This window comes from Pseudomonas putida (genome assembly GCF_001636055.1).
In the GTDB taxonomy this organism is placed as follows: Bacteria; Pseudomonadota; Gammaproteobacteria; order Pseudomonadales; family Pseudomonadaceae; genus Aquipseudomonas; species Aquipseudomonas machongensis.
The window spans coordinates 1,968,970-1,982,848 of sequence record NZ_CP011789.1 but is presented as its reverse complement, the minus strand read 5'-3'; the positions used below and the strand labels follow the sequence as shown (position 1 = coordinate 1,982,848).

At 63.0% G+C, this 13,879-nt stretch carries 11 protein-coding genes; 6 read left to right on the top strand and 5 right to left on the bottom strand.

What is annotated here, in order from left to right:
- The first annotated feature begins 579 nt into the window (after nucleotides 1-579).
- Both AB688_RS09090 and AB688_RS09085 read left to right on the top strand, forming a co-directional pair.
- Entirely contained in the window at nucleotides 580-3,459 is a 2,880-nt protein-coding gene (locus tag AB688_RS09090) for a ribonucleoside-diphosphate reductase subunit alpha (protein WP_054892920.1), read from the top strand.
- A gap of 236 nt (nucleotides 3,460-3,695) precedes the next feature.
- Complete coding sequence (locus AB688_RS09085; protein WP_054892954.1) at nucleotides 3,696-4,946, top strand: ribonucleotide-diphosphate reductase subunit beta; 1,251 nt, start codon at nucleotides 3,696-3,698, stop codon at nucleotides 4,944-4,946.
- A gap of 193 nt (nucleotides 4,947-5,139) precedes the next feature.
- On the opposite strand, the gene AB688_RS09080 is transcribed toward AB688_RS09085, so the two are convergent.
- Nucleotides 5,140-6,021 (bottom strand): LysR substrate-binding domain-containing protein, encoded by an 882-nt coding sequence (locus AB688_RS09080; protein WP_063543561.1) that lies wholly within the window; start codon nucleotides 6,019-6,021, stop codon nucleotides 5,140-5,142.
- A 101-nt stretch (nucleotides 6,022-6,122) separates the two neighbouring features.
- Between AB688_RS09080 and AB688_RS09075 the strand changes: the two genes are divergently transcribed.
- Nucleotides 6,123-7,154, top strand: coding sequence for a D-cysteine desulfhydrase family protein (locus AB688_RS09075; RefSeq protein WP_063543559.1), 1,032 nt, complete (start codon nucleotides 6,123-6,125; stop codon nucleotides 7,152-7,154).
- A 123-nt stretch (nucleotides 7,155-7,277) separates the two neighbouring features.
- Here AB688_RS09075 and AB688_RS09070 read toward each other — a convergent pair whose 3' ends face one another.
- Entirely contained in the window at nucleotides 7,278-8,168 is an 891-nt protein-coding gene (locus AB688_RS09070; RefSeq protein WP_063543557.1) for a LysR substrate-binding domain-containing protein, read from the bottom strand.
- A gap of 413 nt (nucleotides 8,169-8,581) precedes the next feature.
- Between AB688_RS09070 and AB688_RS09065 the strand changes: the two genes are divergently transcribed.
- Entirely contained in the window at nucleotides 8,582-9,493 is a 912-nt protein-coding gene (locus tag AB688_RS09065; protein ID WP_063543555.1) for a LysR family transcriptional regulator, read from the top strand.
- Here the strand turns inward: AB688_RS09065 and AB688_RS09060 are convergent.
- The 3 genes from AB688_RS09060 to AB688_RS09050 form a co-directional block, all read right to left on the bottom strand.
- On the bottom strand, nucleotides 9,463-10,227 hold the full coding sequence (locus tag AB688_RS09060) for a molybdopterin-dependent oxidoreductase (protein WP_063543553.1): 765 nt from the start codon (nucleotides 10,225-10,227) through the stop codon (nucleotides 9,463-9,465). The two genes, AB688_RS09065 and AB688_RS09060, sit on opposite strands and share 31 nt — an antisense overlap.
- Complete coding sequence (locus tag AB688_RS09055; RefSeq protein ID WP_063543548.1) at nucleotides 10,224-10,844, bottom strand: cytochrome b/b6 domain-containing protein; 621 nt, start codon at nucleotides 10,842-10,844, stop codon at nucleotides 10,224-10,226. The genes AB688_RS09060 and AB688_RS09055 overlap by 4 nt, the downstream gene beginning before the upstream one ends.
- 76 nt (nucleotides 10,845-10,920) lie before the next feature.
- The gene (locus tag AB688_RS09050) at nucleotides 10,921-11,532 is read right to left on the bottom strand and encodes a hypothetical protein (RefSeq protein ID WP_063543546.1); all 612 of its coding nucleotides are present in this window, start codon (nucleotides 11,530-11,532) and stop codon (nucleotides 10,921-10,923) included.
- A gap of 195 nt (nucleotides 11,533-11,727) precedes the next feature.
- Between AB688_RS09050 and AB688_RS09045 the strand changes: the two genes are divergently transcribed.
- Both AB688_RS09045 and AB688_RS09040 read left to right on the top strand, forming a co-directional pair.
- Complete coding sequence (locus AB688_RS09045; RefSeq protein ID WP_054892930.1) at nucleotides 11,728-12,423, top strand: heavy metal response regulator transcription factor; 696 nt, start codon at nucleotides 11,728-11,730, stop codon at nucleotides 12,421-12,423.
- A complete protein-coding gene (locus AB688_RS09040) occupies nucleotides 12,396-13,793 on the top strand; it encodes a heavy metal sensor histidine kinase (protein ID WP_063543545.1) in 1,398 nt (465 codons plus the stop codon). The genes AB688_RS09045 and AB688_RS09040 overlap by 28 nt, the downstream gene beginning before the upstream one ends.
- Nucleotides 13,794-13,879: the final 86 nt, after the last annotated feature.

The following is a 13,879-nucleotide window of genomic DNA, read 5'->3' as shown; positions in this document are numbered from 1 at the left end:
CCCAGGCACTGCCAACCACGCGAAAAATTCTGTCACAGGCCTGAAACGGGCAAAAACCTCTTGCGACAAGGCCTACAGCGAATACCCACCTTTCACACACAAAGTACTCACAAGTTATCCACAGCGGCTCGCCTTGCAAAGCCCCCAATACCGCATTATCTTGTATCCCCATTGCAGCGAACCACTACATGTTGTGGCTTCGCCCCAAATCACAAACACAAGTCCAGGCAGAAACTCAAGCGTTTTTTCAGCCGGAACTTACGGTGATTTCAGCAGCCAAACCGCTCCTGCGGAGGCGCGACCGAGGCAAGCCCGCCAGGGCCTTGTTCGGGTATGGGTGTTGCAGGCATCGCCTGGCACCCGACAGCAACAGTTTTTGGGCGTGACCCAGAATCTTTGACTTCGGCCAGGGAGCGGCAAGTGATTGCCCCTTATTCCTGAGTCTGTCCCGAAGTCGGTAAGCCCGAGCGGGCGGATGCACGTGCGCGTGGCATCCCCCGCCCGGGCCGGTCGAACTGATGGATGGAACGGTGGGCGCCCACAAGGCGCCTGAACAATATAGAAACTGTGGAGACACCCATGCAAACCGACACAACTCGCGAGAACCCGCAGGCCAAGGCGCCGCAGGCCGCTGATTCGAACCAGGATCTGGCTGCGACCGCTCCGGGCCAACTGCGTGTGATCAAGCGCAACGGCACTGTCGTCCCCTACACCGACGACAAGATCACCGTTGCCATCACCAAGGCGTTCCTTGCAGTTGAAGGTGGCACCGCCGCCGCCTCGTCGCGCATCCACGACACCGTCGCGCGCCTGACCGAGCAGGTCACTGCCACGTTCAAGCGCCGCATGCCATCGGGTGGCACCATCCACATCGAAGAAATTCAGGACCAGGTCGAACTGGCCCTGATGCGCGCCGGCGAGCAGAAAGTCGCCCGTGACTACGTGATCTACCGCGACCAGCGCGCAAAAGAGCGCGCCACCCGCGCCCACACCGACGCCGTGGTCGAGCCGCACCCAAGCATCCGCATCACCCTGGCCGACGGCAGCCTGGCGCCGCTGGACATGGCGCGCCTGAACACCATCATCAGCGAAGCCTGCGAAGGCCTGGCCGAAGTCGATGGCGACCTGATCCAGCGCGACACCCTGAAGAACCTCTACGACGGCGTGGCCATCAAGGACGTCAACACCGCCCTGGTGATGACCGCCCGTACCCTGGTCGAGCGCGAGCCGAACTACTCGTTCGTCACCGCCCGCCTGCTGATGGACACCCTGCGCGCCGAAGGCCTGGGCTTCCTGGGCGTGGCCGACAGCGCCACCCACCACGAAATGGCCGAGCTGTACGCCAAGGCCCTGCCGGCCTACGTCGAGAAAGGCGTCGAGTTCGAGCTGCTCGACCCCGCACTGAAGGGCTACGACCTGGAGCGCCTGGGAAAGGCCATCAATCACGAGCGTGACCAGCAGTTCACCTACCTGGGCCTGCAGACCCTCTACGACCGCTACTTCATCCACAAGGATGGCGTGCGCTTCGAGCTGCCGCAGGTGTTCTTCATGCGCGTCGCCATGGGCCTGGCGCTGCAGGAGAAAGACCGCGAAGCCCGTGCGATCGAGTTCTACAACCTGTTGTCGTCGTTCGACTACATGGCCTCGACCCCGACCCTGTTCAACGCCGGCACCCTGCGTCCGCAGCTGTCCAGCTGCTACCTGACCACCGTTCCGGACGACCTGTCGGGCATCTACAAGGCCATCCACGACAACGCCATGCTGTCCAAATTCGCTGGCGGCCTGGGCAACGACTGGACCCCGGTACGCGCCCTGGGCTCGTACATCAAGGGCACCAACGGCAAGTCGCAAGGCGTCGTGCCGTTCCTGAAAGTGGTCAACGACACCGCCGTTGCGGTCAACCAGGGCGGCAAGCGCAAGGGCGCGGTCTGTGCCTACCTGGAAACCTGGCACCTGGACATCGAGGAATTCCTCGAGCTGCGCAAGAACACCGGTGACGACCGTCGCCGTACCCACGACATGAACACCGCCAACTGGATCCCGGACCTGTTCATGAAGCGCGTCTTCGACGACGGCAAGTGGACCCTGTTCTCGCCAAGCGAAGTTCCTGATCTGCACGACCTGACCGGCAAGGCCTTCGAAGAGCGCTACGAGTACTACGAAGCCCTGACCGAGTACAACAAGATCAAGGTGTTCAAGACCATCCAGGCCAAAGACCTGTGGCGCAAGATGCTGTCGATGCTGTTCGAGACCGGCCACCCATGGCTGACCTTCAAGGACCCGTGCAACCTGCGTTCGCCGCAGCAGCACGTGGGCGTGGTCCACAGCTCGAACCTGTGCACCGAGATCACCTTGAACACCAACGCCGATGAAATCGCCGTGTGCAACCTGGGTTCGATCAACCTGCCGAACCACATCGTCGATGGCAAGCTGGACACCGCGAAACTGGCGCGTACCGTCAAGACCGCCGTGCGCATGCTCGACAACGTGATCGACATCAACTACTACTCGGTGCCGCAAGCACAGAACTCGAACTTCAAGCACCGCCCGGTCGGCCTGGGGATCATGGGCTTCCAGGACGCGCTGTACCTGCAGCACATCCCGTACGGCTCGGACGCTGCCGTCGAGTTCGCCGACAAGTCGATGGAAGCGGTCAGCTACTACGCCATCCAGGCCTCGTGCGACCTGGCCGATGAGCGCGGCTCCTACGAGACCTTCCAGGGTTCGCTGTGGTCCAAGGGCATCCTGCCGCTGGACTCGCAACAGATCCTGATCGAGGCCCGTGGCGCCAAGTACATCGACGTCAACCTGGAAGAGTCGCTGGACTGGGCTCCGGTCCGCGAGCGCGTACAGAAAGGCATCCGCAACTCGAACATCATGGCCATCGCGCCGACCGCAACCATCGCCAACATCACCGGCGTGTCGCAGTCGATCGAGCCGACGTACCAGAACCTGTACGTCAAATCGAACCTGTCGGGCGAGTTCACCGTGATCAACCCGTACCTGGTCCGCGACCTGAAGGCCCGTGGCCTGTGGGACTCGGTCATGATCAACGACCTGAAGTACTACGACGGTTCGGTGCAGCAGATCGAGCGTATCCCACAAGAGCTGAAGGACCTGTACGCCACTGCGTTCGAAGTCGACACCAAGTGGATCGTCGATGCCGCCTCGCGTCGCCAGAAGTGGATCGACCAGGCCCAGTCGCTGAACCTGTACATCGCCGGCGCTTCGGGCAAGAAGCTGGACGTCACCTACCGCATGGCCTGGTACCGTGGTCTGAAGACCACCTACTACCTCCGTGCCCTGGCCGCGACCAGCACCGAGAAGTCGACCATCAACACCGGCAAGCTCAACGCCGTTTCCAGCGGCGGCGACAGCGCCCCGGTCCAGGCCGCGGGCCCAGCCCCGGTACCGAAGGCCTGCGCCATCGACGAGCCGGATTGCGAAGCCTGCCAGTAAGGCTTGGCTGAGGCTTCCCCCGGGAAGCCTCAACTTTCTGTGCCACAGCACAGCACCCTGTAGGAGCGGGCTTGCCCGCGAAGAGGCCACCACCTCTCCTGCAGACAGACATAAAAAGCCGCTGCCCATTGCAGCGGCCAGCCCTCAAAGGGCGCTTCCGATTTGCGTGCACCGCACCGCAACCAAGATCCACCGGCCATACTCCATAGATGGCCCTCAAGCAGGAGAACCTCACCATGCTGAGCTGGGACGAATTCGATAAGGAAGACGGCGAAGTCGCCGCCAAAGGCAACACCCCTGCGCAGGCCAATGCCAGCGCCACCCTCGACAAGCTCGACAGCGCCGGCGGTGCCGCCGCCCTGGAAGCCCGCGCCGCCACCGCGACCGACTCCGACGCGGTCAAGCGCGCCAAGGCTGCCCTCGACGCCCTCGACGTCGCCGAAGGCCTGGCCGAGCTCGAAGGCTCCTCGGCCCGCGTCGCGGTCGACGAGAAGCGCATGATCAACTGCCGCGCCGACCTCAACCAGCTCGTGCCTTTCAAGTACGACTGGGCCTGGCAGAAGTACCTCGACGGCTGCGCCAACCACTGGATGCCGCAAGAGGTCAACATGACCGCCGACATCGCCCTGTGGAAGAGCATGGACGGCCTGACCGAAGACGAGCGCCGCATCGTGATGCGCAACCTCGGCTTCTTCTCCACCGCCGACTCGCTGGTTGCCAACAACCTGGCCCTGGCCGTGTACCGCCTGATCACCAACCCCGAGTGCCGCCAGTACATCCTGCGCCAGGCCTTCGAAGAGGCGATCCACACCCACGCCTACCAGTACTGCATCGAGTCGCTGGGCATGGATGAAGGCGAGATCTTCAACATGTACCACGAGATCCCATCGGTCGCGAAGAAAGCCGCCTGGGGCCTGAAGTACACCCGCGCCATCTCGGATCCGGAGTTCAACACCGGCACCGTCGAAACCGACAAAGAGCTGCTGCGTAACCTGATCGCCTACTACTGCGTACTGGAAGGCATCTTCTTCTACTGCGGCTTCACCCAGATCCTGTCGATGGGCCGCCGCAACAAGATGACCGGCGTTGCCGAGCAGTTCCAGTACATCCTGCGCGACGAGTCGATGCACCTGAACTTCGGTATCGACGTGATCAATCAGATCAAGATCGAGAACCCGCACCTGTGGGATGCGGCGATGAAGGAAGAAGCGACCCAGATGATCCTGCAAGGGACCCAGCTGGAGATCGAATACGCTCGCGACACCATGCCTCGCGGCGTGCTGGGGATGAACGCGGCGATGATGGAGGATTACCTCAAGTTCATCGCTAACCGTCGCCTGACCCAGATTGGTCTGAAGGAAGAGTATCCAGGGACGACCAACCCGTTCCCTTGGATGAGCGAGATCATGGACTTGAAGAAAGAGAAGAACTTCTTCGAGACGCGCGTGATCGAGTATCAGACTGGTGGGGCGTTGAGCTGGGATTGATCGCTTGGCGATTCGAAAAGGCTGCCTTTGGGCAGCCTTTTTTATTGCCCGAACTTCAGATCAGGACATCTCCTACACGCATCTCGCTAATTGCCCAACGGCAATCCAAGTAGTTTGTCTGCGATCTTGGCATAGTCGCGGCAGAAGCTAACTACCACAGCCCCGACAATGGAACGTTCAAAGCCAACTACAGCTAGCCAGCGCGCTGCATCACAAACCGCACGAAGGCGTCGAGTTTGGACAACGCGCTGCGCTGGCGCAGGTAGACCAGATTGACCGGGCGAGTCGCCGGCAGGAAGGGTTCGAGCAACGAGACCAACCGCCCCTCGCGCAGGTCATCGGCGACCAGGAATTCCGGCTGCATGAGGATGCCGTTGCCACTGATCGCAGCCAGGCGCAGCGCCTGGCCGTCGTTGCTCTTGAGCGTCCAGTGTTCCGGCCAGGAGTATTCACGCCCGGCGTCCTGCAGCGGCCAGCTAAAGCGATGGGTCCAACTGGAATGGACAAGCAAGCGGTGCTTGCCGAGATCGGCCGGCACCGTGGGCCAACCCTGTTCGTCCAGATAGGCCGGGGCCGCACAGATCACCATGCGATAGGGGCGCAGCGGCTTGGCGACCAGATCGACATCTCCCAGCTCGCCGATACGAAACGCCAGGTCGAAACCCTCGGCCATGAGGTCGACTACACTGTTGCTCAGGACCAGATCGACGCGCATCTGCGGATGCTCACGCAGAAACTGCGCCACGATCGGCGCCACCAGCGCCGAGCCCAAGGTCATCGGTGCACTGATTCGCAGCAGGCCGCTGGGTGCCTTCTGCAAGCTCTCGACTTGCTCGTAGGCCCGGCGCACCTGCTCCAGCGCTTGGCGAGACTCTTCATGGAACACCCTTCCCGCCTCGGTAACGCGCATGCGCCGGGTACTGCGCTGAATCAACTCCACCTGCAGCGCTTCTTCCAACCCCCGGATGTATTTGCTGACCATCACGGTCGACAGCCGCAGGTGCTCGGCAGCCGCGCTGAAGCTGCCTTGCTCCACCACGGTGACGAAGACTTCCATTGCGCGCAGACGATCCATATTTAACTCTCAGTTAAAATTAATTGAACAAAACCTTTATTTATTAACAAATAATTTTCCAATAACGTGTCGTCGTCAACTCACAACCACGGTGCTTCATCATGAGGACGCTCATCTCACAGCTCGAACAGTTCCCACGCACGTGCTTGATTGAACAGGCCACGCCCATTCAACGCCTCGTCGCGCTGGAACAGGTCTTGGGGCTCGAGGTGCGTGGTATCCGTCTGTTCGCCAAGCGGGACGACTTCATGGCGCTCGGTGGCGGTGGCAACAAGCTGAGGAAACTCGAGTTTCTGCTGGGCGCAGCACTGCATGACGGCATCGAGCATGTCATCACCGTCGGAGGCCTGCAGTCCAACCACGCGAGGTTGACCGCGGCGGCCTGCGCGTCACTGGGCCTGCCCTGCGAACTGGTGTTGTCGCGGGCAGTCGCCAAGGAGGGTGAAGAATACGAGCACAGCGGCAATGTGCTGCTGGACGAGCTCTTTGGCGCCAGGGTGCATATCAGCCCCGACGGAATCAGCGCGCTGCATTCGGCCGAACTGCGGGCAGCGCAGTTGGAGAAGGCGGGCCACAAGGTCAAGGTGATCCCTACCGGCGGCTCTACCGCCCTGGGCTGCCTGGGGTATGTCAGGGCCGCACAGGAAATCGCCGAGCAGGAGCAGGCCCTGGCCCTGCAGTTCACGCGGGTGTTCACGGCCAACGGAAGCTCCGGCACCCATGCCGGCCTTAGTGCAGGATTCGCCGCTCTCGGACGTGGCGCCAACCTGGTGAAGTCCTACGCGGTACTGGCAGACGCGAGCACTGCACAACGCCAGACCTTGGATTTGTCACACCATGTCCAAACCCTGCTCGGCCTGCCAGCCGACATCGAAGCGCACGACATCGAGGTGGATGGCAATTACCTTGGCAAAGGCTATGGGCTACCGACTCCCGAGATGCTCGATGCCCTGCGCCTGATGGCCCGCCATCAAGGCCTGCTGCTGGACCCGGTGTATTCCGGCAAGGCATTCGCCGGCTTGATCGCCGACCTGCAGAGCGACCGCTATGTGCGCGGCGACAACCTGCTGTTCGTCATGACCGGCGGAACACCTGGGTTGTTCGCCTATCGCGATGCCCTGCAAGACGCCTGATCGACTCGCTGACTACCTACCCGCACGTCCCCCATTCCAATAAGACATCTCACGCCCCGGCATCGCCGGGGGCGTGCTGATACCTCCCTCTGCACGCAACACGACGCCGGGCGATGATACGCGTCAGTCGCTGGCAAAGCGGCGCCTGCGCCCCACCTCGCGCACGGCATCGACCAGCGCGCGGGTCATCGGCGTGGGCTTGCCGGTGAAGGCGTGGAAACGTGCCGTCGCCAGTGGCGGCAAGCCTTCGCTTTCGTCCACCGCGCGCAGCCCGTGGCGCAACTGGCTCTGCGCCACAGGGCTGACGGCGAAGCCAGCCTGCGCCGCAGCCAGGCAACCGGCCATGCTGCGGCTCTCGAACGCCAAGCGCCAGTCGATATCCGCCGCCGCCAGAGCATTGATCGCCGACTCGCGATACACGCATGGCTCGGGAAACACCGACAGCGGCACAGGCTCATCGGACGGCAAGGCGGTGTGTTCGGCGAAGGCCCACACCAGAGGCTCTTCCCACAGCAGTTCACTGTCGTCTTCGATGCGTGCGCAGCGCTTGCCGAACACCACATCCAGTTCACCCTCCGCCTGTTGGCGCAGCAGTTCGGTAGTGATGCCCACCCGCAGCTCGATGGCGATGCCCGGATGCCCCCGGCGAAACACCTGCAGCACCTGCGCAAGCCAGGTGCCGGCGAAGTCTTCGGAAGCACCGATCACCAAACGCCCGGCGGACGACTCACCGCGCAGGCGCGCCCGCACCTCCTGCTCCAGGTCGAGGATATTGCGGGCGTAGGTGTAGAGCGTCTCTCCGGCTGGCGTCATGTCCAGCTGGCGGGTGGTGCGCTGCAACAGGCGCGTCCCCAGGCTCTCCTCCAGGCGCTTGATGTGGCCGCTGACCGCTGACGGCGTCAGCGCCAGACGATCGGCCGCAGCGGCGAAACCGCGCAGGTCGACCACCGCAAGGAAGGTACGCAACAGCACGATATCCAGCGCAAGTGCCGACGACGAAGGATGCGAAGACATGGGGATCTCAACTCATCACGAAAAATGATCAGTAAACATCAATTACTCACGAATCACAACGATCGCCAGCCGTAGCATTGAACGGTCATCAATACACTGGCCAGGACACATCATGAACACCCCATCCAGATCTTTGATAAAGACCACGGTATCGGCTGTCCGTCGACTGGCGGTGACACTGTCGCTGGTGTGCATCGGGATGCTTCGAAGCGGCACAGGCGCGGGGTTGACGCAGAGTATGCGCACAACGAGTACCCGAGGCTGAGCCGTTCGAAGTGATTGGGCCGCGCCCTGTGCGGCCACGGCGTGAAAAGCGAATTTCACGCCGTTTTTTTACCTAGGCACTTGGCACCCGGACCAACGGCCTTGTAGCGTGGCAGCACCCTTACGCGTCCCGGAGCCGACAAGCACCCATGGAGATCCGCCATTTCCGCTACTTCCTGAGCGTTGCCCAGCACGGTCACTTCACCCGTGCCGCTGAGCAGTTGGGCATCGCTCCGCCAACGCTGAGCCGGCAGATCCAGGACATGGAGAACGAACTGGGTGTGCGCCTGTTCCAGCGCAACCAGCGGGCCGTGCGTCTCACCGCCGCGGGTGAAGCGCTGCGGGTCGAGGCGTTGCAGGCGGTGCGCCAGTTCGATGCTGCGCAACTTGGCGCGCAGCGGGCCGGGCGGGGTGATGTGGGGCGTATCGAGCTGGGTTATGTGGCTTCTGCGGCGTACTCGGGGCTTTTGCAGCAGCAGGTGACGCACTTCAGTCAATCCTGCCCCGGCGTCCAGCTCAATATTCGCGAGGTCGGCATGATGGCCTCGCCCGAGCTGGTTCGTGACGGGCTGCTTGACCTCGCCTATGTACGAATGCCCATGGAGCTGCCAGAAGAACTGAACGCCATCACGCTGCTGGAAGAAGGCTTCGTCCTCGCCCTGCCCTCCAGCTCCCGCCTCAACGAACTGCCGCAGATCAACGCCGCACGGCTGGCCGGGGAAACCTTCATCCTGCCCGAGCAGATCTCCGGCACCTTGGCGGTCGCCGCACAGGGCGGCTTCACCCCCCACCTGGGGCCGCAGCCCGGCAGCCTGGTGGCAGTGGTGGCCCTGGTGTCGCTGGGCCAGGGCATCGCGGTGGTGCCGGAGTCGATGGTGCGCCGGGTCAGCCTGCCGCAGGTCAACTACCGGCCGATCGAAGATTGCCAACCGCGCTCGTGCCTGGCCCTGCTGCATCGCCGCTTCGAAAAGGCGCCGGCGGTGCAGCGCTACATCGAGATGCTGCGGGCGGACCAGCATCGAGGCCTGGATCAGATCCCGCTGAACCAGTTGTACCCCTGATCTTCCCAATACCCGCCAGGATTATCGTTGCTGACGTAGATCTCGACGATGTGCTTGGGGTTCTTGAACCCCAGCTTGGTCGGCACCCGCAGCCGCAGCGGATAGCCATACTCCGGCGGCAGTGCGACCTCACCATAATCCAGCGCCAGCAGGGTCTGGGGATGCAGCGCGGTGGCCATGTCCAGGCTGGAGTAATAGCGATCGGCACATTTGAAGCCGACGTACTTGGCCGTGGTGTCTGCCCCGATATGTTCGAGGAAGATGCGCAGCGGCACGCCGCCCCACTGCCCGATCGCGCTCCAGCCCTCCACGCAGACCAGCCGGGTGATGTCGGTGCGCTGGGGCAGCTTGCGCAGGCCGTCGAGGGTCCAGGGCGACTTGTCGCGCACGCGGCCCGAGACGCTCAGGGCGTAGTCGGACAGGTCCACTTCGGGAATGTCGTCCTGGCCGTAATAGGCGTTGAAAGGGAAAGGCTGGGTCATCTGTGCCTTGCTGAACGTCGGGGCGAGCCGCTGGCCGCTGAACAGCCAGGCCTGGACCCGATCGTTCCAGCGCGACATGGCCCACAGCACACGGTCGACCTGATCGCCATCCTGCAGATTGCAGCCACTGAGCATCGCCATCGCGCCGACCGTGAGCCCACCACGCAGGAAGTTGCGACGCTGGATGTTCTCCAGTTGCAGGCGTTGGGCAGGCTCGAGCTGGATGCGCGGGCCTTTTTTCGAAGCGCTCATACCTGGCGGTCTCCTATTCGAATCGGCCGCGTGCCGCCAGTGATCATCGGCAACAGGGTCTTGGGCACCAGCAACACCAGCACCAGATGCACCACGACGAAGGCACCGATGGCCGCCATCGCGGCGAAGTGAACGTAGCGCGCGGCATCGTAGCCGCCGAACAAGGCGGTCAATTGCTGGAGCTGAATCGGCTTCCAGATCGCCAGCCCCGACAGCACGATCAGCACACCGGCGGCCAGCACCAACCAGTACATCAGGCGCTGCACCGCGTTGTAGACGCCCTTTTCGTGTACCAGCTTCAGGCGCAACGCAGCGCTCATGTCACGCGCCACGGCACGGGGCGAAACCGGTAGCAGGTCGCGCTGGAAGTGCCGGCTGAGCAGGCCATGGAGCACATAGGCCAGGCCGTTGATCGCCAGCAGCCACATGAATGCGAAATGCCAGGCAAGCGAGCCGCCGAGCCAGCCGCCGACGGTCAGTTCGGCGGGAAACCTGAAACCGAACAGCGGCGAGGCGTTGTAGATCGCCCAGCCGCTCATGAACATGCACACCATGCACAGGGCATTGAGCCAGTGCATCAGGCGGATCGGCCAGGAATGAATACGGGTGTTCTTCATACTGCCCCCTTCGCGAAGGCCACGACAGCCGCCCAGCGACAGCGGTCGTGGCGCTGCCTCTGGGCGGCTGAGGTGGTTACATCGGCGGCTGGAAGCCGTCCTTGCCGATGGCGATGCCGCGTGCGTTCTTGCCGTCTTCAGCCGGGAACACCACGACCTTGGCGCCCTTGACCAGCTCGGCAGCGCTGCCTGGCTCGACGAAGGCGATCGGCACGTCATCCGGCACCACCAACTGTTTCTCGCCGCCCTTGTAATTGACGGTCAGCGTGCGGCCATTGGCGCTGGAGAGCTTGCCCACGGTGCCGTTGGTCATGGTGCCGGTGCTGCCGTCGGCGTTCTCCCAGCCGTAATGGCCTTCGCCGCTGCCCTTGAGCCTGGCGTCGAACACGGTCACTTCCAGGGCCTTGAGGGTGCCGTTGGCCTGGGGAATGGCGGCAGAACCGACAAAGCTGTCGGTCTTGATCGAGGCGAGGTCGGCCTTGGAGGCGCGGACTACGCCGGTCTTGTCGGTCAAGCCGATGGTCTGCTGCGCGCCGGTGCGGGTCTTGAAGGTCAGGGTGTTGCTGCTGACATCTTCGATCACGCCACGCAGTGGCTTGATCACAGGCATGTCGGCGGCGCTGGCAAGCACGGTGGCGCCGGCCATCAACAGGCCGAACGCGGTGGACAGGGCAGTCTTGGTCTTCATTGCGACACATCCTCAGCGGTTTGAAGTGCCGCTATCTTTGGTGTCGCCTCGGGACCTCAGAATGACCGGCCGATTACATTTCTGTCATTCGTCCTCGGCACCGCCAAATGACAGAAATGTAACCGACAGCAGCTTGCCGTGCTGGTTACACTGCCTCTTCGCCTGCCCGCCACCCGAGGCCCGAGCCCTGCCCCCATGCATATCCTGTTGATCGAAGACGACACCAAGACCGGCGAGTACCTGAAAAAGGGCCTCGGCGAATCCGGCTTCAACGTCGACTGGACCCAGCACGGGGCCGATGGCCTGCACCAGGCGCTGGAGACGCCCTACGACCTGATCGTGCTGGATGTGATGCTGCCAGGCATCGACGGCTTCCAGATCATCGAGCTGCTGCGCGCAAGGCAGGACGTGCCGGTGCTGTTTCTCACTGCGCGCGACCAGTTGCAGGACCGCATCCGTGGCCTGGAGCTGGGCGCCGACGACTATCTGGTCAAGCCGTTCTCCTTCACCGAACTGCTTCTGCGCATCCGCACCATCCTGCGCCGGGGCGTGGTGCGCGAGGCCGATCATTTCCACCTCGCCGACCTGGAACTGGACCTGATCCGCCGACGGGTCACGCGCCAGCAGCAGGTGATCGCGCTGACCAACAAGGAATTCGCCCTGCTGCACCTGTTCCTGCGCCGCGAAGGCGATGTGCTGTCGCGGGCGCAGATCGCCTCGGAGGTCTGGGACATGAATTTCGACAGCGACACCAATGTGGTCGACGTGGCGGTGAAGCGGCTGCGCAACAAGATCGACCTGCCCTATCCGCTGAAGCTGATCCATACCGTGCGCGGCATCGGCTATGTCTGCGAGGTACGGCCATGCGCCGACGACGCGCCCCGTCCCTGACCCTGCGCTCGACCCTGGCGTTTTCGCTGGTGGCAATGCTGGTAGTGGCCGGGGCCGGCCTGTACCTGTACGACTCGATGCGCGTCTCGGTGATGAAGAACACCGACTACTCGGTGCTCGGGCGCCTGGATCATTTTCGCAAGCTGCTGCGCTATGACCTGGAGCTGGACCGGTTGCGGGTCAACCCGCAGATCCTGGAGAACATGCTCAATAATGAAGAGGACATCTTCATCATCGAAGAGCCCGGGCAGGCACCGCTGATCAAGGTCAATCCGCTGAAGGCCGTGCTGCCGCAACTGGACGAGGTCGGCCCCGACACGCCGTTGAAGGTGAACGACCTGCGCGACGGCACCACCGCCGCTGGCGTGCCGTTGCGTGCAGCCAGCGTGATGACGATCTCCGGCGGTCGTGAGGTAAGGCTTACGGCGGCACATATCATGACCAAGGAAATGGCCATGCTAGAAGCCTTCCGCCAGCGCATCTACCTGGCCGCAGGCCTGGCGTTCCTGTTGACGGCACTGCTGGGGTACCTGTCGCTGTACCGTGGCCTGCGCCCGTTGCGCAAGATGGCCGCGCACGCGGCGAGGATCACCCCACAGCGGCTGGACAGCCGCATGGACAGCGACGACACGCCGGTCGAACTGCTGCGCCTGAGCCACGCGTACAACGCCATGCTCGACCGCCTCGCCGCCGGTTACCAGCGCCTGAATCAGTTCTCCGCCGACCTTGCCCACGAGATTCGCACCCCCGTGGGCTCGCTGATGGGCCATTGCCAGGTCGCCTTGCGCCAATCACGCAGTGAAGATGAATACCAGGCCCTGCTGGCATCCAACCTCGAGGAGCTGGAGCGTATCTCGCGGATGGTCGAGAGCATCCTGTTCCTCGCCCGCGCCGACGAAGCGCAGGCCGTGCTGGAGCGCCAGCAGCTGTCGCTGCACGATGAACTGCAGCGCGTGGCGGGATATTTCGAAGGGCTCGCCGAAGAGCGGCAACTGTCGATGCAGACCTCGGGCAACGGTACGGTGCTGGCCGACCCTCTGCTGCTGCGCCGGGCGTTGAGCAACCTGGTGGCCAACGCGATCCGCTATGCCGATGAGGGCAGCACCGTCCTGATGCAGGTGCGTGCCGTCGAGAACGGTATGCGCATCGAGGTGCAGAACCAGGGCCCGACGCTGGGCGAAGCCACCTTGGGCAAGCTGTTCGACCGTTTCTACCGCGGCGATGCCTCGCGCCATGAGCGTTCGGACTCCAATGGGCTGGGGCTGGCGATCGTCACCGCAATCATGCAGTTGCACGGAGGAACGGCTAGCGTGGAGCAGCCCCAGCCGGGCACCGTCTGCTTCATATTGTTTTTCCCGACCCGAGGCTGAGCGCACCTGTGCGTTAGCCTCGCTATGGATTGACCAGCCTACCATCTGGAAGGTAGGCTTTTTTTGCGCTGTCGCAATCTCTCTGT